The organism is Streptomyces daghestanicus (assembly GCF_020521275.1).
GTDB lineage: Bacteria > Actinomycetota > Actinomycetes > Streptomycetales > Streptomycetaceae > Streptomyces > Streptomyces griseoviridis.
Window position 1 is genome coordinate 711,478 of the sequence record NZ_BNDX01000018.1, and the last position, 23,661, is coordinate 735,138.

Here is a 23,661-nt window from a genome sequence, read left to right on the forward strand (position 1 = left end):
CCACCGGCCGGGCGCACCCGGCCGGTGGCGTCAGCCGTCCCGGCCGGCGTCGCGCACCACCACCGCGTCCGTGTCCTGCTCGACCCGGACCGGCCGGAGCCGCCCGGGATCGCCGGCCGGCCACGCCGCGTCCAGGCCGGGCGCCACCTCGATCCCGGCGGGATGCGTCCCGGTGAGCCGGGAGACGTGCTCCTTCACGGCGATCAGGGCGGTCCGCCCGGGCAGCGGCAGCTCGTCGGAGAGCCCGTAGATCCGTGAGCTGGAATTGGGCAGGAAGTCGAACCGGCGCACCACGTCGGCCCGCAGGGTGGTGACCCCGTCCTCGGTACGGGACAGACCCGCCGCGGGAACGTACCGGGTGCCCGTCGCGAACGCCCGCCGGTCCGGCAGGGACACCCGCTCGATGCCCGGCAGCCGCACCAGGATCTCCACCAGCCGCAGCCGCGCCACCACCCGGCCGTCGATCTGCGCCTGGACGTCGACCATCGGCAGGAACCTGAGCCCCTGGTCGAAGCCCGCGAACCGCGTCTCGACCCGCACCTCGCCCCGGGCCGGCAGCGGCTCGTACAGGTCCAGCCACGGCAGCCGGTGCGGGTAACCGACCGAGTCCCGGGGGAGTTCCGGGAGCCAGCGCCACAGCGACTGGGACGGCACGGCGTGCAGCAGACCGTCGAGCAGCCCCTGCCCGAGCTGCCCGGACGGCGCTCCCAGCAGCCCGGCGTCGAGCACCGCGCTCGCCCCGTCCGCCCCGATCGACAGCGAGGTGAGGCAGCGCAGCGCCGGGCCGTGGAACAGCTCCGCCGCCTCGTACGGGTCCGGCTGCGGCAGCCCGTCGGGGACCGGGGCCAGCGGCTCCGGGGGCGGTTGCGGCGCCGCGCCGGTCAGCACGGTGGCCTCGGCGGCCACCTCGTACCGGGCCCGCCCCCCGGCCTCCTGCCGGACGGACAGCCGTACGGCGGTCCCGCCCCCGGACGCCGGCGCGGCCTCCGTGCGCAGCCGCACCGGGCCGGGCAGCGGCAGCCAGCGGTGCAGCCGGACCTCGCGCAGACCGGTGACCGGCAGGCCGGTGAACCGGGCGGCCCCGGCGGCGAGCTGGTCCACCGTGGTCATCATCGGCACGGCCGGCACCACGTGGTTGGGCCGGTGGTCGTCCAGCCAGGTGTCCACCGCCGGGTCCAGCGTGTGCTCGCGGACGGCCGGGTCGCCGTCTACCACCCGGACCCCGATCCGGGGCAGGTGGTAGACCCGCCGGCCGTCGACCCAGAGCCAGGCCTCGGCGAGGACGTACCGGCCGCGCGCGTCCGTCCCGTACGCGGTGACCTCGGCCTCGAAGACGACCCGCCGGTCGGCGGGCACCACCTGCCCCCGGTACAGCCACCGCACCTCGTGCCCGACGGACACGGACTCGAAGCGGGGCGCGGCCAGGCCGGCCCCGGCGTCGCGCTCCAGGAGGTACCACTGGAGGAGCTGGACGACGCCTTCGAGACCGAGGGAGCCGGGCTGCACCGGGTCGGTGAAGAAGTGGGCGCGGAAGTACCAGTCCCCGGCGTCCACCGCCCGCTCGGCGCGCAGCCGGCCCAGGCCGGCCGCTCCGCCCCCGGGCCAGTACCCGGTGACCCGGTCCAGCATGAGCAGCATCGGGCCGGGCAGCCGCAGCGCGCCGGAGCCGTACCGCCCGGGCCGGTCGCGCAGCTCCACCACCCGGTCGCAGGGCTCGGTCAGCCGGGCGCGTTCGGCGTCGGTGGGCGGCAGCCCCGGCTGCCGGGCGAACGCGGCCACCGGGAAGTACCCGAACACCGTGGACAGTTCCATCACCGGCGCCCGGTCGCCGGCCGCGTCGACCGCCTCGCAGCGGACATCGAAGGCGACCAGGGTGACGCCGTCGAACTCCGAGTGCGTCCGCAGCTCCACCCGGGTCCGCAGGGCCCGCGTCCCGGCCGGGACCTCCCGCAGCACGGTGCCGGTGCCCTGGAGGTTGCGGAAGAGCAGCTCGGGGGCGTCCGCGGGTTTCGGCACCAGCAGGCTCGCGGCCATCCCGCAGGGTTGCAGGACCACCTCGCCGAGCACCGCGAACGGCATCACCGGCCCGCCGTTCTGCTCGAAGTACCAGACCTTCTCGGGCACGTCGTACTCGGCGGTCAGCCAGGAACCCGGGACGGGCCGGTCCGGTTCGAGGTCCGCGTCGACGACCCGGGTGACGAACAGGTAGGGCGGGCCGGGCAGCCGGGCGCAGCGCCTGCCGTCGTCGTAGGGGGCGCCGCGGTCGCCGAACGCCTCGCCGGGACGGCCCCACGCGGCGGCCAGCATCCGCGCGTAGTCCGCCCTCTGCCCGGCGAGGGTGACCGCCCCGGGGTCGGGGCCGGTACCGAGCAGGCCGCCGAGCGCGGGCAGCGGTACCGGCCGGGCGTCGGTCTGGACGGCCGGCGGTCCGAGCCGGCGCCAGTGCTCCAGCGGCCAGTCCGGTACGAGGCGCAGCCCCACCCCGGCGGCGTGGAACGCCGGCAGCCCGTCGACCGTGCACAGCAGGTCGGCGTGGAGCGTGGGGCGCGGGCCCGCGGACAGTCCGCTGACGAACACCTCGTAGCGGACGCGCCGGCTGCGCGGGGTGACCTGCCCCCGGCAGCGCATCGTGTACGGCTCGCCCGGGACCGGTTCGAACCGCCAGCCGTCCCGCTCCAGGGTGAACCCGAGCGCGGCCAGGTGGAACGCCATCGCCTGGAGACAGCCCTCGAACATGAGCGTGCCCGGCATGCACGGGTCGTGGTGGAAGTGGCCGTCGAAGAACCAGTCGTCGGGCCGGACCTCGCTCTCCGCGCACAGGTAACCGCGGCCCCACGGCCCCCCGGTGGGGTCGAGTGCGGTCACCTCCTCCAGCAGCCACAGCCGCCCCGCCCCGGGCGTCGGGGTGCGAACGTGGGCGCGGGTCACGTCCCAGCCGGGGCCGAAGCAGTCCGCCGGGCGGCCCTCGGCGAAGGCGCGTACCGCCTTCGGCCCGAAGGAGCCGGCGGGCGGCGCGGCGGCGGGCGGGTCGACCACCGAGTCGGGCGCCGTCCCCGGCGTCCAGCGCACCCCGCCGGAGTCGGCCAGCTCCCGGTCGGTGAAGAAACCGGCCTGGCCCGCGCGCACCGACAGCCGCAGCTCCTCGCCGACGTAGCAGTCGTTGCGGAAGAAGAACAGCCGGACGCCCCCGTGCTCGGCGTGGCCCTCGACGTGGATCTCGTACCGCAGGGTCTCCCCGGCGGCCGGCGGCGGCCCGTGGTAGGTGACCTCGCAGCCCAGCAGCCGGTAGGCGCGGTCGTCCCGGCCGGCGTGCTCGGGCAGGTCGGCTCCGAGCCAGCTGATCAGCAGCAGGTCGGCCTGGCCGGCCTCGATGAACAGGCCGGCGGGCATCCGGCCGGCCGGGTCCAGGTACCAGGCCTCCGGGGTGACGTCGGTCTCGGTGTGGACCGAGCCGGTGGACATCGAGCCGGGTTCCGCGTCGAGCCGGGTGACCCGGTCCACCAGGAGCATCGGCGGACCCGGCAACCGGGTCTGCCTGCGCTTGCCGTCCTGCGCGCGGAAAAGGGGACCGAACACGTCCGAGACGCGTCCGCGTGCCAGGTACTCCAGCCGGGCGCGGTCGAGCGGCAGCGCGAGGGGCCGGTGCCGCGCCGGCCGGGACTGCCGCGGCAGCGCACCGGGCAGGTCCGGTGGGTCCGGGGGAGTGGCCGGGATCGGCCGGGTGACGGCCGTGGCGGCGAGGGCGGCGACCGAGTCGGCCAGCCGCCGGCGGGCGCGCAGGAACTCCGCGTGCGCCTGCGCCTGCCGCTCCAGGTAGTCCCGCTGGGCGGCGGCGACCCGGGCGTGCTGGGCGGCGGCCACGGACAGGACGGGGCGGTCCGCGAGGCCGGGAGAGGGCAGTGCTCCGGCGGCGATGTCGGTGGAGGGGGCCGGCACGGGTACCGGCGGGAGTCCGGGCGCGGGCCGCATCACCTCGCCGGGGAGGTCCGCCGCGGGCAGCCGGATCGCGGGCGGGTGCGCCGCCACTTTGACCGTCGCGCCCGGCGCCGCCGGGACCTGCGCCGCCGCCGTGAGCCGGTCGAACAGCGGTGCGGGGTCCGGGCAGACCCCGGCGGCGGTCAGTTCCGCGACCGCGTCGCACACCTGCCGCAGCCCTCCGCCCGGCAGGTCGAGAGCGACCGCCAGGTGCGGGCGGTCGCCCAGGATGCGCCGGACCGCCCGGGTCCGCCCGGCGTCCGGGCCGTGCTCGACCAGCACCCGCACCCCGTCCGCCCAGGCCCGCTCGATCACCCTCGGGTAGTCCAGCGTGCCGGTCATCTGCGTGACCAGCGCGTCGGCCACACTCTCCGGACCGATCGGATACGGCCTTCCGGTGGCCGCGCTGTAGAACCGGACGCCCGGCACGGGGACGGTCGGCCGGCGGTGCAGCGCGCGGAACTCCGCCGCGGCCTCGGCCGCCTCGGGGGCGTGCGCCACCATCCGGTACCCGTCGTCGGGCGGCGCCAGCCCCGGGCCGATCCGGTCCAGCACCCGCCGGCACGCCGCGTCCAGCCCCCCGATCACACAGGTGCCGGGCGAGTCCACCGCGAGCAGGTGGGCCAGCGGTTCCCCGGCCAGGGCGGCGTCCACCTCGGCGGCCCCGGCGCACACCAGGTACTCGGCCCACCGGCCCCGCTCGACCCCGTGCCGCCGCCAGTACCGGCGCGCGGCACGGCACTCGCCGGACAGGTCGACGCGGAACACCTCGCTGTCCTGGACCGCCCGGTACAGGCCGGCCGCGTCGGGCCAGGCCCCCAGCACGATCAGCGCGGTCGACTCCCCGGAGGAGAAGCCGACCGCCGCGTCCGGCCGCAGCCCGAGCAGGCCCCGGGTCACCTCGCCGTGCAGGGCGGCGAGGTCCGTGGCGGCCCGGATACGGTCGAGGACCGGTACGGGAGCCGCGCCGGCCGGTCCCCGGTCCCGCGCGGCCCCGGCGTCGAGGCCGCGCAGGGCGAGCCGCAGTTCCGCCCCGCACTCCGGGTAGCTCGCCCGGCCACTGGGGAAGACGAAGGCCGTCTCCCCGGTCAGGGGGGCGTCCCGGTAGGCGATCCGGTCCGGGCGGGGCCCGCCCTCGGCCAGCCAGCGGCGTGCCGCCGCCAGCCGCTCCGGCAGCCCCTCGGTGACCCCGTCCACGACGACCACGAGCCGGGCCGGACCCGTGCCGGACTCCCGGCCCCGCGCCGCCGCGGCCAGCACCCCGGCCCGGTCGGCGCCCGAGAACACGTGCGCGCGCGGCGCCACCGGCGACCAGGGCGCGGGCGGTCCGGCCGGACGCAGCAGCACCGCCGCCGGCGGGCCGCCCAGCGGCGTCACCCGGGCGCGGGCGGTGAGCGGCGCGTCGGCCGGCAGCGCGGTCCGGCCCCGCCGGGGCACCGCCTGGTGGTGGACCGCGAGCGCGGCCACCGCCACGGCGAGGACGCCATGCGCGGCATGGGCCACCCCGAACAGGCCACTGTGGTCGTACCGGACAGGGTCACGGGACCCGGTCGCCACGGGCGCTTCACCGCCCGTCCCGTCACCCTCGGCCGGGAGGTCACCCTCGATCAGGAGGCCGGCCGGCGTGTCCAGGACGGCGTCCGTGTCCTCCTCGAGGAGCGCAATGACCCGGTCGCCGTCGCGCTCGGCGTCGGCCAGGCGTTTCAGCACCAGGACCACGGCCACGTCGCCGCCGGGCCGGTCGTCGCCGAGCGCCCGCAGCGCCGCCCGGTGCACCGGCTCGTGGGACAGGTCCACCGCGCCGGCGAGCACCGCGTCCGCCTCCCCGGCCCGCAGCGCCCGCACGCCCAGCTCCAGGGCGACCAGGCCGGACGCCTGCTCGGCGCAGACCACGTGACCGGGGCCGCGCAGATCCAGGACGGCGTTGATCCGGTGGGCCACCAGATTGGGCATGGTGCCGGGCACGGTCCCGGGAGCCAGCGGACCGCGCACCGCGTCCGGCAGGGCCATCGCCGCGGCGGGCCCGCCGCCGGTGTCCCAGCCGGGTGCCCGCCAGCGGGCGCGGCAGCGCGCGGCCTCCGGGTCCGGGCCCATGCCGAGCAGCACCATGGTCCGGTCGCGGGGCAGCCGGGTCGCGGCGGCGGCCTCCCGGGCCGCCTCCAGCGCCAGCACCTGCTGCGGCAGGGTCTCCGCCAGATCCGCCGGGGGGAGACGCAGTCCGTCCAGCGCGACCTCGATCGAGCGCCGGGGGCCGGGCCGGGACTCGCCGGTCAGGACGGCGTGGCACAGGTCGCGGCAGCCGGCCCCGTTCCCGGCGCGGGCGCCGATCGCCACGACCGCCACCCGCCGGTCCGGCGGCGGCGCGACGGCCGGGGCCGGACCGGGAGCCGGCACGGACACGGTACGGCCGGGCTCCCACGCGTCCACCACCAGGTGCGCGTTGGCCCCGCCGAACCCGAACGCGCTGACCGCGGCCCGCCGCGGCCCCGGCCACTCCTCCGGCTCCCGCAGCAGCCGCAGCGGCGTCCCGGCGAGCGCCTCCAGGGGCGCGTCGGCGTACAGAGTGGGCGGCCGCACCCCGGCGCCGAGCGCCCCCAGCACCTTCAGCAGTCCGGCGCCGCCCGCCGCCGTCAGCGGGTGCCCCAGGTTCGACTTGACGGAGCCGATCGGCAGGTCGGCCGCGTCGGCGAACACCTCGCGCAGCACCAGCGCCTCGGTCAGATCACCGGCAGGGGTGCCCGGCGCGTGGCACTCGACCAGCGACACCGACTCCGGGGCGATCCCGGCCGCGGCGTAGGCGGCGCGCACGGCCCGTTCCTGCCCGGCCCGGTCCGGGGCCAGCAGACCACCGCCGGCCCCGTCGTTGCCCAGGCCGATCCCCCGGATCACCCCGAGCACCGGCAGGTCCCGGTCGACCGCGTCCCGGAGCCGGGCCAGGGCGAACAGGACGGCACCCTCGGCGGGCACCAGCCCGTCCGCGTCCCGGTGGAAGGGCCGGCTGCGGCCGGACCGGCTCATCGCGGTCAGCGCGCAGAAACCCTGGTGGATGAAGAGGTTGTCGGCGGCGGCCACCGCCCCCGCCAGCATCAGATCGGCCGCCCCGTCCCGCAGCCGGTCACAGGCCAGCTTGATCGCGTACAGCGAGGACGCGCAGGCGGCGTCCAGGGCGTACGCGCCGGCCCCGAGCCCCAGCGCCCGCGCGGCCAGATGGGCGGGGAGCCCGGCGCCGAACCGGTTCCGGGGGTCGGGCCGGGGACCGCCGGCCGGAACCGGCGGATTCTGGCCGGACAGCCAGACGTGCTCGGCGAACCGGGCCATGGCCGTGGTCGGGTAGGCCAGGTTGCCCAGGACGAGACCGGTACGGGCGGGGTCGGGGCGGCGGCCGGTGACTTCGGCGAGCGCCTGCCGGCCGGCGTGCAGCACCCAGTGGAACACCCGGTCCAGCGGCGCGATCTCGGCCGGGGACAGCGCGAATCCCGTGGGGTCGAACGCCTCCTCGAAACCGCGGACATAGCCCCCGGTGTCGGTCCAGACCCGGTCGGGTTCGCCGGGCGCGCCCAGCGCACGGGCCAGGGGGACGTCCCAGCGTCCGTCCGGCACCGGTGAGAGCGCGGACCGGCCGGCGACGACACCGGCCCAGAACGTGTCCGGGTCGAGCGCACCGGGCAGGACGCAGCCGCGCCCGACGATCGCGACCGGTTCGCGGCCGGGCGCGGGCGACCCGGCCGGGGGCGTGGGTCCGGACGGGGGCATCTCAGGCTCCCTCCCGGTCCTGGTCGGGCCGGCGGATCAGTTCCACGCCGAGCAGTTCGGCCAGCGGGGTGCCGTCTCCGTCGAGCACGGCCGCGTCGCACTCGGCGGACACCTCTCCGGTCCGCCGCGCCGAGACGACGACCCGCGCCGCTCCCCAGTCCGCACCGGCCCGGTGGACCCGGCACTCCCGCACCGCCATCGGCAGCGCGGCCCCGGCGCCGCACCGCGCCGCCCAGCCCACGGCGAGCTGGAGCGCGCCGTCGAGCGCGGGGACGTCCACCGTCCACGGCACGGTCCGCCAGGGCCCGGTGTCCCGGACGCGGAGCGCGGCCCGGCCCCCGCCGGCCCCGATCCGCACGTCGTCCAGGACCTGGAGGACCGGCCCGTGGAACAGGGCGAGCCCGTCGTACGGCTCGGGAACCGCCTCGAGCCCCTCCGGCACCGGCCGGTCGTACGGCGCCGGCGGCCGGCCGGTGCCGATCACGGCGCCGGCGTACGCGCGTCCCGCCGCGCTCAGTTCCACGGCGAGACCGCCGGGCCGGGGCGGGTCCGTCGGCTCGGCCCGGCCGCGCAGCAGGAACCGCCGTTCCCGCTCCGGCAGTTCGATCCGCCGGAGCACCCGCAGCTCGTGCAGGACCACCGGGCCGTCCGCCGGACGCCAGGACCGGGCCAGCGCGGTGAACCAGTGCACCAGGACGGCGACGGGCACCACGGCCGCGCCCCCGATCCGGTGGTCGTCCAGGAACGCGTACGCCGGACGCGCGAGGGCCAGTTCGGCGACCGGCCCGGACCCGCCGAGACGGTCCTCGGGCGGGTCCCCGGCGGTGAGCAGCACCCGGACCGGGCCGCCGGGGTCGGCCAGCTCGGCCACGAAGGCGCGGGCCCCGGCCGCCGGTTCGATCAGCCCGACCCCGGCGGCACGGAACCGCTCCGCGAGCGCCTCGGTGACCATGCCGCCGGCCCACGGACCCCAGGCCAGCGAGCGGACCAGGCGGTCGGGGTGGCGGGCCGCGTACGCGGAGAGCAGGTGGTCCACGGCGGTGTTGGCCATCGCGTAGTCGGCCTGCCCGGGGCTGCCGAACACCCCGGACACCGAGGAGAACGCCACCAGCAGGTCCAGCGGATCGTCGGCGGTGGCGGCCAGCAGGGCGCGCAGCCCGTCCACCTTCGTGGAGTACACCCGGGTGAACTGGGCGTCGGTCTTGTCACCGATCAGCCGGTCGGCGATCACCCCGGCGCCGTGCACCACCCCGGTGACCGGACCCCAGTCCCGGCGTACCTCCGCCAGCACGGCCCGCAGCGCGGCCTCGTCCCGGGCGTCCACGGCCGCGTAACGGACCTCGGAGCCGGCCTCCCGCAGCGCGCGCAGCGTCCGCCGGACCTCGCGGACCGCCAGTACCCGGCGGGCCTCGGCGGCGATCCCGGCGGGCCCGCCGGGGTGGGAGTCCGCCGCGAGCGACCGGACCAGGGCGGCCTCGTCCGTGGCCCCGGCCAGTCCGGGCGGTTCCTCGGCCAGGTCGGTGCGGCCGAGCAGCACCAGCCGGGGCCGGTGGGCGGCGGCGAGTTCCCGCAGCGCCAGCGCGGTGACGCCCCGCGCGCCCCCGGTCACCACCAGCACCGACGCGGCGGTGATCCGGGGGAGGGGCGGTCCGGGCTCGGCGGGGCCGGGCAGCGGGACCACCCGGCCGCCGTCGGCGGGCAGCCCGACCGTGACGGCCGGTCCGCCGGCGACCAGTTCGGCGGCGATCGCGGCCGCGACCTCCTGGTCGGTACGTCCGGCACGCGCGCAGTCGATGGCCTTCACCCCGGCCGAGGGCCATTCCCGGGCGGCGGTCCGGGCCAGTGCGGCCAGCCCGCCGCGCACCGGGTGGTCACCGCCGCCGCCCAGACCGAAGTCGCCCCCGGTGTCCTGCACGGTCACCAGGACGCCGCCGTCCGTGCGCAGCCGGCCCGCCAGTGACCGCACCACCGCGAACGCGGCCGACGGGTCGTCACCCTGGTCGAGCAGGATCACCGACCGGGCGTCGGACGGCACGGCGGAGACCACCCGGGCGGGTACGCCGTGCGCCGCGAGCGCCTCCACCAGCAGCGGGCCCACCGGGGTGCCGTCGTCGAGGACCGCCGTCTCCCGGTCGCGCAGGCCGGCCAGGGCCAGCCCGGCCGGCGCCAGCGGCACGGCGCGCACCGCCGCCCGGCGGACCGGCTCCCCCCGGGGCGCCGGTTCCACCGGGAGGTCCGGATCGGGCCGGTCCGAGGCGGCGCGGGCGCCGGGGACCAGGGGCGACAGCGCGGGTGCCGACGCGGCGGGCGGGGGGCCGCCGGTGGCCCCGGAGCCGGTCCCCGTCCCGGCCTCGGACCCCGCCCCGGTCCCGTCCTGCCCCGCCAGTTCGGCGACCTTGGCGGAGATCTCGCGCAGGGTGCGCAGGGAGGCCAGCTCGGACAGGTCGGCGGCGGGCAGTTCACCGACGCGTTCGCGGATGCGGGACAGCACCTCGACCTTCTTGATGGAGTCGATGCCCAGGTCGGCCTCCAGCTCCATGTCCAGGTTGATGATGTCCGCCGGGTAGCCGGTGCGTTCGGCGACCACCTCCAGCAGCAGCGCGCCGATCGACTCGGCGTCCCGGGGCAGCGCGGCCAGGGCGGCGGACACCGCGGGCGCGGCCGGCGCGGACGCCGCGGGGACCGCGTGAGGCGGCGCCATCGGGGTCGTGGCAGGTGTCGGCGGAGGCGGGATCATCGGAGCCGTGTGCGCGGGGGGTGCCGCCGACGGAACCGGGGAAGCGGGGGGAGCCGGGGAAGCGGGAGGAGAAGAGGAAGCGGGGGGAGAAGAGGAAGCGGGGGGAGAAGAGGAAGCGGGGGGAGAAGGGGAAGCGGAGAGGCCGGGGGCGACCGGCTCCGGATGCGGAACGCCGGGGACCCGGACACCGGCGGCGCCGAGGAGGGCCTCCATCGAGGCGTGCGCCGTCCGGAGGTAGGTCTGGTGGTTCTCGGCGGTCACCCGCTGATAGGTGGCGTGCGCCTCCGCGCTCTGCCGCTGGGCCTCCGCGAGCAGCCACAGCCACTCCCCGGGCACGGCGGCACGGGCGGGCCCGCCGGACACGTCGCCCGGAACGGCCGGGACAGCTGGGACGGCCGGTGCGGCCGGCGCCGCCTCGGGTGGCACCGGCCGGGCCGGGGCCGGGACCGCGTACGGCGGGGCACCACCCGGCGCCACCGGCTCCGGGGCACCCGGCGGCACGTCGGGCGCGGCAGGCACCGCCCCGGCGCCGGGATCCGGCGGAGGCGAGGCGGGACCGGCCTCCGCAGGCGGGGCCGGCCGCTCGGGCCCGGCCGGTCCGGCGGCCCCGCCCCGCTGGTTGCCACCGTTGATCCACACCGTCATCCGCGGCTTCTCCTCACGGTCGTCGGGCTCGGGCGGGGGAGCGTGCCCCTCCCACAGGGCGGACAGGTCCATCGGCACCCCGCGTACGGCGGCCCGCCCCAGTCCGTCGTGGAACGCGGCCAGCGCGTGCTGCCCGCGCCGGTCCAGACCGATCGCCTCGTGCGGGCGGTCGCCGAGGACCGCCCCGGTCAGCGCGGTCAGGGTCGTGCCGGGCCCGACCTCGACGAAGGTCCGCACCCCGGCCTCGTACATCGCCTCCACCACGTCCCGGAACCGCACCGGCGCGGCGAGCTGCCCGGCGATCCCCCGCCGCACCGCGGCCGGGTCGTCCGGGTACGGCGCCGCGTCGGCCCCCGCGTACACCTCCAGGGCCGGCCGGCGGACCGTGAGGCCGGCCAGGAAGCCGGTCAACGGCTCGGCGGCCTTGGCGACCAGCGGGCTGTGGAACGCGGCGGCGGCGTTCAGCCGGCGCGTCGCCGGCCCGGCCTGGGCGCACCGGGCCGCGACGGCGGCCAGGCCCTCGTCCGTGCCGGCCAGGACGACCTGCCGGGGCGCGTTGTGGTTGGCGACCCAGACCCCGTCCACCCCGTCGGTCACCCGCTCGACCTGCTCCAGCGGGGCGGTGACCGCCAGCATCCCGCCGGGCACGGTCGCCGCGTCCCGCATCAGCTCCCCGCGCCGCCGGGCCAGCCGGACCAGTGCCGCCGCGTCGAAGCAGCCCGCCGCGTGCAGCGCGACCAGTTCGCCGAAGCTGTGCCCGGCCACGCAGTCCGGTGTCAGGCCCAGCCGGGACAGGACGGCCAGCAGGGCCAGGCCGTGCGCGGCGAGCGCCGGCTGCGCGACCTCGGTGGCGGTCAGCGCCGCCTCCCGCGCCGCCCGCTCCTCCTCGTCGAACGCCGGCGGCGGGAACACCTCCCGGTGCACGGGCAGCACCGCCGCGACCGCGTCCCACGCCTCCCGGGCCGCCGCGTGGTGCACCGCGAGGTCCGCGCCCATGCCGACGTACTGCGCCCCCTGCCCGGGGAAGAGGAAACCGACCCGGCCGGGGGCGGCGTCACCGGTGGCGAAGTGCGCCCGCGGCGCGGAGAACGGCTCCCCGGCGCCGATCCGGTCCGCCAGCGCCTCCAGCCGCCCGGCCAGATCGTCGGCGTCGTCCGCCACCACGGCCAGCCGCGCCCCGTGCCCGGCCCGGAACGCCGCGTGGCTCTCCCGCGCGAGCGCCGCCAACGACGCCCCCGGCCGGGGCCGCCGGACCAGCTCGGCCAGCGCGCCGGGCGTGCCGGCGCTGAACAGCACCAGTTCGCTGCCGGCCGCCGGGACCCGCCAGGCCGGCCGGCCGCCCCCGGCGGGGACGTACTCCTCCAGCGTGACGTGGAAGTTGGTGCCGCCGAAGCCGAAACTGGACACCCCGGCACGGCGCGGCCGGTCCCCTGCGCCGATCCACGGCCGGGTCTCGGTGTTCAGATGGAACGGGGAGTCGGCGAGGGCCAGTCCGGGATGGGGCCGGCCCACCTTGATGGTCGGCGGCAGCACCCGGTGGTGCAGCGCCAGCACCGCCTTCAGCATGCCCACGGCCCCGGCGGCGGCCTTGGTGTGCCCGAACTGCGACTTGGCCGAGCCCAGCGCGCACCACTGCCGCTCCGGACCCCCGGCCGCACCGAACACCTCGCGCAGCGCGGCGAACTCGGCGGCGTCCCCGGCCCTGGTCCCGGTGCCGTGCGCCTCGACCAGCTCCACCGTCTCCGGCCCGTACCCGGCCGCGTCGTACGCCCGGCGCAGCGCCCGCTCCTGCCCGGCGGGCACCGGCGCGTAGACCGCCGGGCTCCGGCCGTCGGCGGAGGCGCCCACGCCCCGGATCACCGCGTAGATCCGGTCCCCGTCGCGTTCGGCGTCGGACAGCCGCTTCAGCGCGAACATCACCACGGCCTCCCCGAGCATGGTCCCGTCGGCGTCGGCCGCGAACGGCCGGCAGTCCTCGGTCGGGGAGAGCGCCGGCGTCTTCGAGAAGCACACGTACATGGTGATGTCGTTGAGGACGTCCACCCCGCCGCAGACCACCAGGTCGCAGCCGCCGAGGGCGAGTTCGCCCAGCCCGGTGGAGAGCGCGGCCAGCGAGGAGGCGCAGGCCGCGTCGGTGACGTGGTTGACGCCGTGCAGGTCGTACCGGTGGGAGACGCGCCCGGCCACCACGTTGCCGAGCAGGCCGGGGAAGGTGGCCTCGGTCCAGACCGGGAAGTGCGCGCTGATCCGGTCGCAGATCTCCTCGGCGCGGGCCGCGTCCAGCCCGGCGGCGGCCAGCTCCCGCCGCCACACCGGCCGGGTGAGCCGGGCGGACACCTCGAACCCCAGCGCCAGACCGCTGCTGCCCAGCACCACGCCGACCCGCTCCCGCTGCCGGGCGGTCATCCGCCGCAGACCGCAGTCCTCCAGCAGGTCACCGGCGGCCATCATCGCCAGCAGCTGCGCGGTGTCGGTGGCCGGCAGGTCGGCCGGCGGGACACCGTACGCCATCGGGTCGAAGGGGAGGTCCGGCAGGAACGCGCCCCGGCGGACGTAGGTCTTGTCCGGGGCGAACGGGTCCGGGTCGTAGTGGTCGGCGGCCGACCAGCGCTCCGGCGGCACGTCGGACATCAGGTCCCGGCCGGCCAGGACGTTCCGCCAGAACCCGGCGACGTCGCGTGCGCCCGGGGTGTACGCGGCGAGACCGACGACCGCGACCGGGACCTGGACACGTTCTGCACTCATCTTTGCGGCACCTTTTGGGAAGCGGTCAGGCGAGTTGGCGGGGACGGAAGGTCAGGGCGGCGTCCGGCACCGGGACGCCGAAGGTGCGCAGCTGATGGGCGCGGGTGACGACGGCCGCGCCCTCCAGCAGGTTCAGCGCGATCTGGGTGACCGTGCACCGCTCCGGGTCGGCCAGCAGACTGCCCCGGACCCAGCCGTTGAACGCGCCGAGCGCGGGTCCGGCCCACAGCTGGTAGTCGGTACGGCGCTCCACGCGGCCCTCGATCGCCCACCGGCTGGCGTTGCCCACGTACCACCGGAACACCAGGGCCATCCGGTGCCGGGGATCGCGGGCGGCGCGGGCCAGCTGCTCCGGGTCGCGCCGCTGCCAGAACCGCTCGGTCCGTGCCCAGATCTCGTCCAGACCGGCGCCGAACACCTCCCGTTCCAGCCGCTGCCGGAGGTCGGCCGGGAGGTCCCCCAGCGACCGGTACCGCCGGTAGGTGTCGTACAGCCGTCCGGCGCGCGCCGCGAACAGGGTGTTCCGCGTCACCACCTGGACCCGTACGCCCTGTTCGAACATGTCGGCGGCCGGTGCCATGGCCACGTCGGTGACGCCGGCTCCGGCCAGCAGTTCCCGGGCGTCCGCGGACAGCCCGGACTCCACGGCCAGCTGGTTGACCGAGCCGGTGGTCACATAGGCCGCGCCGAGGGCGAACGCGCCGGCCACCGCGGCGGGGGTGCCCAGTCCGCCGGCGGCGCCGACGCGGACCGGCCGGCCGTAGCCGTACCGGGCGGTGAGGGTGTCGCGGAGCGCCAGCAGTTCGGGCAGGACCACCGTCAGCGGGCGGTTGTCGGTGTGGCCGCCGCTGTCCGCTTCCACGGTCACGTCCTCGGCGACCGGGACCCGGCGGGCCAGCCGGCCCTGTTCGGCGGTGAGCGCGCCGTCCCGGACCAGGGCGTCCAGCAGGGCGTCCGGCGCGGGCGACATGAACCGCTCCGCCACCTCGCGCCGGGACACCTTGGCGAAGAGGCGGGTGTCCCGGACCACCCGCCCGTCGGCGTCCTGCCGCAGTCCGGCCGCCGAGCAGCGGACCACGGCCGGGGTCAGGTCCAGATAGGCGGACGCGGAGACACGGCGCACCCCGTGGCGCAGCAGCAGATCGGCGACCTGCCACTCCAGCCGGGGCTCGGCGGGGGAGTGGATCAGGTTCACCCCCCAGTTGGGCCGGTCGCCGAGATCCCGGGTCAGCTCCGCCACCGCCCGCGCCACCCGGTCGGGGCCGAGCCCGGCGGCGCCGAAGAAGCCCAGCAGCCCGGCCCCGGCCAGCGCGGTCACCATCCGTGTGGTGGCGATCCCGCCCGCCATCTCCCCGGCCACGTACGGGAACCGCGTCCCGTGCGCCTCGGCGAACCCGCGGTCGCCCAGCCACTCCGGGTACACCGGCGGCACCGTCCCGACCAGCGGACACCCCCCGCCGGGACCGAGCGCGCCGCCCACCGCCAGCCCGTACCCGGCGTCGCCGCGCACCACGTGCACCGGCTCCCGGACACGGCCCGCGTACGCGGTGATCCCGGCCGGGTCGAACACGGCCGGCTCGGGGCCGGGCCGCCAGCACGGCGGGGCCGTCCCGGCACCGGCCCCGGACACGCCCTGCGGCTGGGTCGTGGTCACCGTACGGCTCCTTCCGGACGGGGGACGGGCCGGAGCCCGGAGAGCAGGTAGTCGGCGTCGACGCGGGCCGGGACGCCCGGGGGCCCGAGACGGGCCCGCACCCGGGAGTCGTCGTAGCGGCGGCGCTGCCCGAGGTAGCAGAAGACCCCGCTGACGACGGCGACGGCCGCCTCGCGCGGGGAGGGGTCGGTGAGCCGCGGCACGATCGCCACCCGGACCCCGGTGAGCCGCTCCAGCAGCCGCCGGAACTCCTCGACCGGCGTCTCCCGGCCGTGCACGACGTGGTACGTCTCCACCCCGCCGGCCGGGGGCAGGTCCGCGAGCCGGGCCATCACGGCGGCGGCGTCCTCCACCGGCATCAGGTTGAGCTGCCCGTCCGGCCGGCCCACGATCCGGAACCGGCCGTGTTCCCGCAGCCCGCCGGGGCCGAAGTAGGACCGCTCCATGCCGGTCAGGGTGCGCTCGATGTTCAGCAGTGGGTGCTCGGGGAGGTCCGGGTGGGGCGGCAGGCCCGTGGTCAGCACACTGGGCCGGAAGACCACCGCCGGCCGTCCGGTGGCCCGCGCCCAGGCGTGCACCAGCAGCTCCGCCTCGTACTTGGAGCGCTCGTAAGCGCCCTCGAAACCGTAGGCGTCGGTCAGTTCGTCCTCGTACACCACCCCGGCACGGCGCGCCCCCGCGACGAACGCGGTGGAGACGTGGAACACCATGGGCTGCCCGCTCCCGGCCCCGGCCAGGTCCAGGACGTGCCGGGTGCCCGCCACGTTGACCCGGCGCAGCACGGCCAGGTCGCCGTCGAGCGTGGTGTCGCCGGCGCAGTGCCAGACGGCGTCCAGCGAGTCGGCCAGCTCCCGGTGGGCGTCCTCCGGCAGGCCGAGGCGGGGCTCGGTGATGCGCGCGGACACCACCCGGAGCCGGGCGGGGAGGTCGGGGCGGGGGGTGGCGAACCGGGCCAGGCCCCTGGCGATCCGCTCCCGCGCGCGCTCCGGCTCGCCGCGCGCGAGCACCGTGACCGACCGGTGGCGGCACAGCAGTTCGTCCAGGAGCCGAAGCCCCAGGAAACCCGTGGCCCCGGTCAACGCCACCCGCACCGCACCCTCCCCTGTCCCGCACCCGACGACGGCCTTACGAAGCGACCACTGTGCCGCGCGCCGCCGGAGGGAGAGGGAGAAGAACGGAGAGATCACCGCTTCTGCTGACAGTCACCGATTATCCGGACACACCACGGCCGTCGTTGATAAGCGCCGGAAGCCGCCGGGACGTCAGCAGGCGTCGGCCAGCTGCTGCTCGATGGCGTCGACCGTGTCGAGCAGGACCCGGGCGACCCCGCGCAGATCCCGGGTGTTCACCGTGTCGCCCACCACGACCGCCGCCAGCGGACCCGTCTTCCCCAGCCGCACCGGGGCGGCCAGTTCGACCAGGTCGGGAATGCACTCGCTGCGGGCGTACGACAGCCCGGTCCGCCGGATGCGGTCGAACTCGCGCCGCATCGCGTCCGTCCGGGCCCGGGTCATGCTCAGGTCGGCGGCCGCCGTGTCGAAGAGGTCCGCCGGGTCGCGCTGGTCCATCGCCAGCAGCAGCTTGCCCGCCGCCGAGCGGTGCGCCGGGACCGGCTGCCGCAGGGCCATCGCGAGCCGCACGTGCTCCTGGCCGTACAGCGTCCCGACGTGCTGGACCCGCGTGCCCGACAACGTGCCCAGGCTGACGATCCGGTGAGTGAGCTGGAACAGCTCGATCAGGAAGGGCGTGACCGGATAGCTCAGCCGCTGCACCCCCGCCGGCCCCCGCGTCGCCGCCAGCCGGGACAGATACGTGCCCAGTTCGTACGACTTCGACTCCCGCCGCACGGCGAGCCCCATGTCGGTCAGCGCCCGCATCAGGCGGTGCAGCGTCGACTTGGGCAGGTTCACCAGCCGGGACAGCTCCGACAGGGTCAGCGGACGCGACGCCTCGGCCAGTGTCTCCAGCACGGTGAGCGCCTTGCGCAGCGGGCCCCCCGGGGCGCCGGGCACGACCGTGCCCGCCCCTGTGCCCGCGCCCGCTCCCGCGCGCGCCGCCCGAGGCTGCCGTTCACCGTCCACCGTGATGCTCCCGTCGACGAAGCACACCGACCAACCGGCCTCCATCCCTATCCGCGCGGGCCTGGCGGACTCAAGGCCGGCCGGGGATGCTGTCCCGAGGATGCTCGGGGTCGGGCCCTTTCGGCGGGCTCGCCACGGGCAAGCGGCAACCACCGTTCCGGAAAGTGGAAACCGCCGTAGAGCCGACCGCCCGGCCCTCCGTACTGTCCCGACCATGGCTGATGTGAGCTCGTACGAGAACGCGGGGGACGGCGTGACCCGCCGTGTCCTGCTGGCCGGCCCCCGTTCCTTCTGCGCCGGGGTCGAGAGGGCCATCGAGATCGTGGAGCGGGCTCTGGAACAGCGGGGTGCTCCCGTCTACGTCCGCAAGCAGATCGTGCACAACGTCACCGTCGTCGACGACCTCGCCGCGCGCGGTGCCGTCTTCGTCGAGGAACTGGACGAGGTGCCCGACGACGCCACGGTGGTGTTCTCCGCCCACGGGGTGTCGCCCGCCGTACGCCAGGAGGCCGACCGCAGGGGCCTGGAGGTCATCGACGGCACCTGTCCCCTGGTCGCCAAGGTGCACGCCGAGGCACGCCGGTTCGCGGCCCGCGGCGACACCGTCGTGCTCGTCGGCCACGCCGGACACGAGGAGGTCGAGGGCACGATGGGCGAGGCACCGCGGTCGATGGTGCTGGTCTCCACCCCCGAGGAGGCCCGCGGCCTGCCGGCCGCCGTCGGCGGGCAGGTCTCCTACCTGACCCAGACCACCCTCGCCGTGGACGAGACCGAGGAGGTCGTCGGCGCGCTCCGGGAGCGGTTCCCGCTGCTCCAGGAACCCCCGTCCGACGACATCTGCTACGCCACCACCAACCGGCAGGCCGCGCTCAAGGCGATCGTCGCGGAGTCCGACCTCGTGCTCGTCGTCGGCTCGGAGAACTCCTCCAACTCGGTCCGCCTGGTCGAGATCGCCCGCCGCGAGGGCACCCGGGCCGAACTGATCGACCGCGCCGGCGACATCCGGCCCCAGTGGCTGGAGGGCGTCCGCACCGTGGGCCTCACCGCCGGCGCCTCCGCGCCGCCCGCCCTGGTCACCGAGGTCGTCGACCGCCTCGGCGAGTTCGGGCCGGTCCAGGTGGAGGAGCGCGAGATCGCACGCGAGACCGTGAGCTTCGACCTTCCCTCGTCCGTACGCGGCCAGTCGCGGCGGGCGGCGGGCGACCGTTCCAGCTGAGCGAGGAGAGACGTGTCATCGACTGTGCTCGGCCAGGTCACGGGACCGCGCCGGCTGAAGGAACTGCGACCGGACCGACTGCCCGCGCTGGCGGACGAGATCAGGGAATTCCTGGTCGACAAGGTGTGCGCCGCCGGCGGGCACCTCGGTCCCAACCTCGGCGTGGTCGAACTGACCATCGCGCTGCACCGGGTCTTCGACTCGCCGGTCGACCGCATCGTGTTCGACACCGGACACCAGTCCTACGTCCACAAGGTGCTCACCGGCCGGCAGGCCGCCTTCGACACCCTCCGCGCCGAGGGCGGACTGTCCGGCTACCCCATGCGCGCCGAGTCCCCCCACGACCACGTGGAGAACTCCCACGCCTCCACGGCCCTCTCCTACGCCGACGGCCTGGCCAAGGCCCACCGGCTGCGCGGTGAGGAACACCGCCGGGTGATCGCCGTCATCGGGGACGGCGCGCTGACCGGCGGCATGGCCTGGGAGGCCCTGAACAACCTCGGCCGGGGCGGCCGGCCGGTGATCGTCGTCCTCAACGACAACGGCCGCTCCTACGACCCCACCGTCGGCGGCCTGGCCGACCACCTGACCGCGCTGCGCGGCGCCGGGGAGCCGGGACCGAACCTCTTCGAGACCCTCGGCCTCGCCTACCTCGGCCCGGTCGACGGGCACGACATCGCCGCCGTCGAGGAGGCCCTCCGAGGCGCCGCGCGGCTCGGCCGGCCGGTCGTCGTCCACTGCGTCACCGAGAAGGGCCGCGGTTACGCGCACGCCGAGGAGGACGAGGCCGACCGCATGCACGGCATCGGCGTCCTCGACCCCGCGACGGGCCGGTCGCGTACCGCGTCCTCGCCCGGCTGGACCGCCGCGTTCGGCGCGGAGCTGGAGCGGATCGCCGCCGAGCGGCCCGAGGTCGTCGCGCTGACCGCCGCGATGCTCAGGCCGGTCGGCCTGCACGGCTTCGCCGAGCGGTTCCCGGAGCGCGTCTTCGACGTGGGCATCGCCGAGCAGCACGCCGTCACCAGCGCCGCCGGCCTCGCCATGGGCGGCCTGCACCCGGTGGTCTGCCTCTACGCCACCTTCCTCAACCGCGCCGTCGACCAGATCATGATGGACGTCGCCCTGCACAACCTGCCGGTGACCTTCGTCCTGGACCGGGCCGGCGTCACCGGCCCCGACGGGGCCAGCCACCACGGCATGTGGGACCTCGCCCTGCTCGGCACCGTGCCGGGCATGCGCGTCGCCGCCCCCCGCGACACCGCCCGGCTCGCCGAACTGCTGGGCGAGGCGCTGTCCGTGCAGGACGGCCCGACCGCGCTGCGCTTCCCCAAGGGCGGCGCCGGACCCGAGATCCCCGCCCTGACCCGCATGGAGGGCGTCGACATCCTCCACCGCACCCGGTCCCGGCCCCTCGACGTCCTGCTGGTCTCCACCGGCGTCCTCGCCGGCCCCGCCCTGGGCGCCGCGGAACTCCTCGCCGAGGAGGGCGTCGGCGTGACCGTCGTCGACCCGCGCTGGGTGCTCCCCGTCGCGCCCGCCCTCACCCACCTGGCCTCCCGCCACCGGCTCACCCTCTGCCTGGAGGACGGCATCCGGGCCGGCGGCGTGGGCACGGCCCTGGCCCAGGCCTGCGCGGACGCCCGCGTCCCCGGCCCGGTGCACGCCCTGGGGCTGCGCCGGGAGTTCCTCAGCCACGGCGAACGGCCCGCCATCCTGGCCGACCACGGCCTCACCGCCCGGTCCGTCGCCGATTCCGCCCGCGCGCTGCTCGGCGACACCACGCCGGCGCGTACACCCGCCCCCTCCTCCCGGGAAAGGACACCGCGGTGACCCAGGTCGCGCTCGGTATGCCCGCTCCGCCCCCCGCCACGCTCGCCGACCGCCGCCCCACCCGTCAGCTGCGGGTCGGCACGGTCGGCGTGGGCAGTGACCACCCGATCTCGGTGCAGTCGATGACCACGACCGTCACGGCCGACGTCAACGCCACCCTCCAGCAGATCGCCGAACTCACCGCCGCCGGCTGCGACATCGTCCGCGTCGCCTGCCCCAGCGCCGACGACGCCGAGGCGCTGCCCGCGATCGCCAGGAAGTCCAAGATCCCGGTCATCGCCGACATCCACTTCCAGCCCAAGTACGTCTTCGCGGCCATCGAGGCCGGCTGCGCCGCGGTCCGCGTCAACCCCGGCAACATCAAGAAGTTCGACGACAAGGTGGGCGAGATCGCCCGCGCCGCCAAGGACCACGGCACCCCCATCCGGATCGGCGTGAACGCCGGTTCGCTGGACCAGCGGCTGATGCGCAAGTACGGCAAGGCCACGCCCGAGGCGCTGGCCGAGTCGGCGCTGTGGGAGGCGTCGCTCTTCGCCGAGCACGACTTCCACGACCTGAAGATCTCCGTCAAGCACAACGACCCCGTGATCATGATCCGCGCCTACGAGATCCTCGCGGAGCAGTGCGACTACCCGCTGCACCTGGGCGTCACCGAGGCGGGACCGGCCTTCCAGGGCACCATCAAGTCCGCCGTCGCCTTCGGCGCGCTGCTGCGCCAGGGCATCGGCGACACCATCAGGGTCTCCCTCTCCGCCCCGCCGGTGGAGGAGGCCAAGGTGGGCGCGCAGATCCTCCAGTCGCTGAACCTGCGCCCCCGGAAGCTGGAGATCGTCTCCTGCCCGTCCTGCGGCCGGGCCCAGGTGGACGTCTACAAGCTGGCCGAGGAGGTCACCGCAGGACTGGAGGGCATGGAGGTGCCGCTGCGGGTCGCCGTCATGGGCTGCGTGGTCAACGGCCCCGGTGAGGCCCGCGAGGCCGACCTCGGCGTCGCCTCCGGCAACGGCAAGGGGCAGATCTTCGTCAAGGGCGAGGTCATCAAGACCGTCCCCGAGTCCAAGATCGTCGAGACCCTCATCGAGGAGGCCATGATCCTCGCCGAGACGATGGACGTGGTGGACGGGGGCTCCGTCACGGTCGTCGCGGGCTGAGCGAGGGATTCCCCTCCGGAGAACGCGAAAGCCCCGGTCAACCGGCTCCCCGGGAGCGGCCACAGTATGGTCGGTACATCGTTTTCCGACGGTTACCGACCATGACAGGCCACTCTCGGGGAGCTTCGACGTGCTGGCACGCCCACTGCCGGACCCGCATCGAACACCGGCCGCGCCACGAGTGACGGGCACCCGACGCCGGGATCCCGTCCGCCCTTGTCCGGGCGAGCGCGGCTCACTCACCCGCCCGGCCCCGTCCCCTGGCCGGTGCGCTCGGTCACGTCGGCACTCCCGGCCGTCCTGAGCGGCGTCACCGCACGGCGCCGCCCACCGGCTCACGGGACATGACGATCGACTCACGGCACGCGACGGCATGTCCCGGCGAGCACGCTGCCCCCGTTCCTGGAGGTTTCGCCATGACCCCCCACACTACGATCCGTCCGATCAAGGCACTGGTGCGGGCCCCCGATCCACTGACCCGGTCGGCCATCAGCAGCCATCTCGACGCCACCCCCGCCATCGAGGTCGTCTCCGAAGAACGCCCCGAACCGGCCGACGTCGCCGTCGTCGTCGCCGACCGCATGACGGTGGAAGTGACGTCGCTGCTGCGCAGGATAAAGAACACCCTTCGCATCCCGATCGTGCTCATCCCCTCGGAGATCGACCGGGCCGACCTGTTCACCGCCGTGGAGTGCCAGGTGGTGGCGGTACTGCCGCGGGTGGCCGCCACCAGCGAGCGCATCGAGGAGGCGGTGCGCACCGCCGCGGCCGGCGGCGGCGCGCTCCCCGCCCCGCTCCTCGGCGAACTGCTCCGGCAGATCGAGCGGATGCAGCGCGAGGTGCTGTCACCGCACGGCCTGCACACCTCCGGGCTGACCCCCCGGGAGATCGACGTCCTGCGGCTGATGTCGGAGGGCCTGGACACCGCCGAGATCGCCGACAAGATGTGCCTGTCGGAACGGGCGGTCAAACGCGTCATCTTCGGGGTGACCCGGAGACTGAACCTGCGCAACCGCCCGCACGCGGTGGCCTACGCGCTACGCAGCGGCGTCATCTGACCGGCCCGCGGTGGCCGGCACCCGACCGGGACCGGCCGCCGCCGCACCACCGGCCGCGCCCACTGCCCCGGGGCCCTGGGCCGGCCGGCGGAAGGCCCACAGCGGCCGGCCCTCACGGAGCATCGTCCGGCGCAGCAGCACCAGGTAGGCGACGTCCAGGACCACGTACGTCGGCACCAGCACCTGGAGCAGGTGGTGGGACGGATAGAGGACGAACGCGGTGAGCCCGGCGAAGAGGGAGCCCACCAGCTTGGCGACGGCGATGTACAGGGACTGGCCCGCACTGGACCCGCGCCGCCTGAGCAGGTACAGGAACGAGGCGCTCAACGGCACCTGGATGATCATCCCGGTGTACATCCCGTCGAGGTCGTGGAACTCGTTCGCCCCCACGACGACCATCAGCCCCGCCCAGACCAGCACGCCGGCGAACGTCCACCGGAAGACCCGGGGCGTCAGCCCCGGGTGGTCGCGCGGCCCGAACCGCAGCGCCTGGTACAGCAGTACGGCGTTGAACAGCACCCACAGGAAGTTGATCCCGCGCTGTGAGGGCAGCTGCTCCAGCACGAAGGTGAGGCTGAACTCCCACGCGAAGTTCACCGCCACCAGATAGGCGGGGATGCCCACCCGCCGGTCCACGAAGGCCTGCCTGATCGCCAGGACGTAGGTCAGCAGCCAGCCGATCGCGGTCGGTCCGGCGAAGGCCCAGAACAAGGCGTCCGGGATGTCGGCCCGCCCCTGGGTGACCGGTGCGACCTGCGACATCGGGATGAGGTAGGGGGGCAGCCAGTCCATGGCGTTCCTTCGTGGGCGTAGCGGGCG

10 protein-coding genes are annotated in these 23,661 nt (G+C 76.2%); 4 read left to right on the top strand and 6 right to left on the bottom strand.

Features of this window, described 5'->3' with window-relative positions; all coding sequences use genetic code 11:
* Positions 1-30: 30 nt before the first annotated feature.
* From Sdagh_RS35760 to Sdagh_RS35780, 5 genes are all read right to left on the bottom strand, one after another.
* Complete coding sequence (locus tag Sdagh_RS35760) at positions 31-7,728, bottom strand: beta-ketoacyl synthase N-terminal-like domain-containing protein (protein WP_308288778.1); 7,698 nt, start codon at positions 7,726-7,728, stop codon at positions 31-33.
* A 1-nt stretch (position 7,729) separates the two neighbouring features.
* Complete coding sequence (locus Sdagh_RS35765) at positions 7,730-13,855, bottom strand: type I polyketide synthase (protein ID WP_190076555.1); 6,126 nt, start codon at positions 13,853-13,855, stop codon at positions 7,730-7,732.
* A gap of 25 nt (positions 13,856-13,880) precedes the next feature.
* Entirely contained in the window at positions 13,881-15,485 is a 1,605-nt protein-coding gene (locus Sdagh_RS35770) for a PfaD family polyunsaturated fatty acid/polyketide biosynthesis protein (protein WP_372478506.1), read from the bottom strand.
* Between the two features lie 20 nt (positions 15,486-15,505).
* Positions 15,506-16,594 (bottom strand): SDR family oxidoreductase, encoded by a 1,089-nt coding sequence (locus Sdagh_RS35775; RefSeq protein ID WP_306888569.1) that lies wholly within the window; start codon positions 16,592-16,594, stop codon positions 15,506-15,508.
* Positions 16,595-16,771: 177 nt separating this feature from the next.
* Positions 16,772-17,521, bottom strand: coding sequence for an IclR family transcriptional regulator (locus Sdagh_RS35780; protein ID WP_226536219.1), 750 nt, complete (start codon positions 17,519-17,521; stop codon positions 16,772-16,774).
* Between the two features lie 283 nt (positions 17,522-17,804).
* On the opposite strand from Sdagh_RS35780, the gene Sdagh_RS35785 reads away from it, so the two are divergent.
* From Sdagh_RS35785 to Sdagh_RS35800, 4 genes are all read left to right on the top strand, one after another.
* Positions 17,805-18,806 carry a 4-hydroxy-3-methylbut-2-enyl diphosphate reductase gene (locus Sdagh_RS35785; protein WP_226536221.1) on the top strand — a complete coding sequence of 334 codons (1,002 nt, stop codon included), beginning with the start codon at positions 17,805-17,807 and terminating at the stop codon, positions 18,804-18,806.
* Between the two features lie 12 nt (positions 18,807-18,818).
* Positions 18,819-20,636: a 1-deoxy-D-xylulose-5-phosphate synthase gene (locus tag Sdagh_RS35790; RefSeq protein WP_190076556.1), complete on the top strand. Its 1,818-nt coding sequence runs from the start codon at positions 18,819-18,821 to the stop codon at positions 20,634-20,636.
* On the top strand, positions 20,633-21,784 hold the full coding sequence (ispG, locus tag Sdagh_RS35795; protein ID WP_226536223.1) for a flavodoxin-dependent (E)-4-hydroxy-3-methylbut-2-enyl-diphosphate synthase: 1,152 nt from the start codon (positions 20,633-20,635) through the stop codon (positions 21,782-21,784). Before Sdagh_RS35790 ends, ispG begins: the two co-directional genes overlap by 4 nt.
* 416 nt (positions 21,785-22,200) lie before the next feature.
* Positions 22,201-22,842, top strand: a complete 642-nt coding sequence (locus Sdagh_RS35800) for a helix-turn-helix transcriptional regulator (RefSeq protein ID WP_189422277.1) — start codon at positions 22,201-22,203, stop codon at positions 22,840-22,842.
* On the opposite strand, the gene Sdagh_RS35805 is transcribed toward Sdagh_RS35800, so the two are convergent.
* Positions 22,822-23,634 (bottom strand): transmembrane-type terpene cyclase, encoded by an 813-nt coding sequence (locus Sdagh_RS35805; protein WP_190078126.1) that lies wholly within the window; start codon positions 23,632-23,634, stop codon positions 22,822-22,824. The two genes, Sdagh_RS35800 and Sdagh_RS35805, sit on opposite strands and share 21 nt — an antisense overlap.
* Positions 23,635-23,661 lie beyond the last annotated feature (27 nt).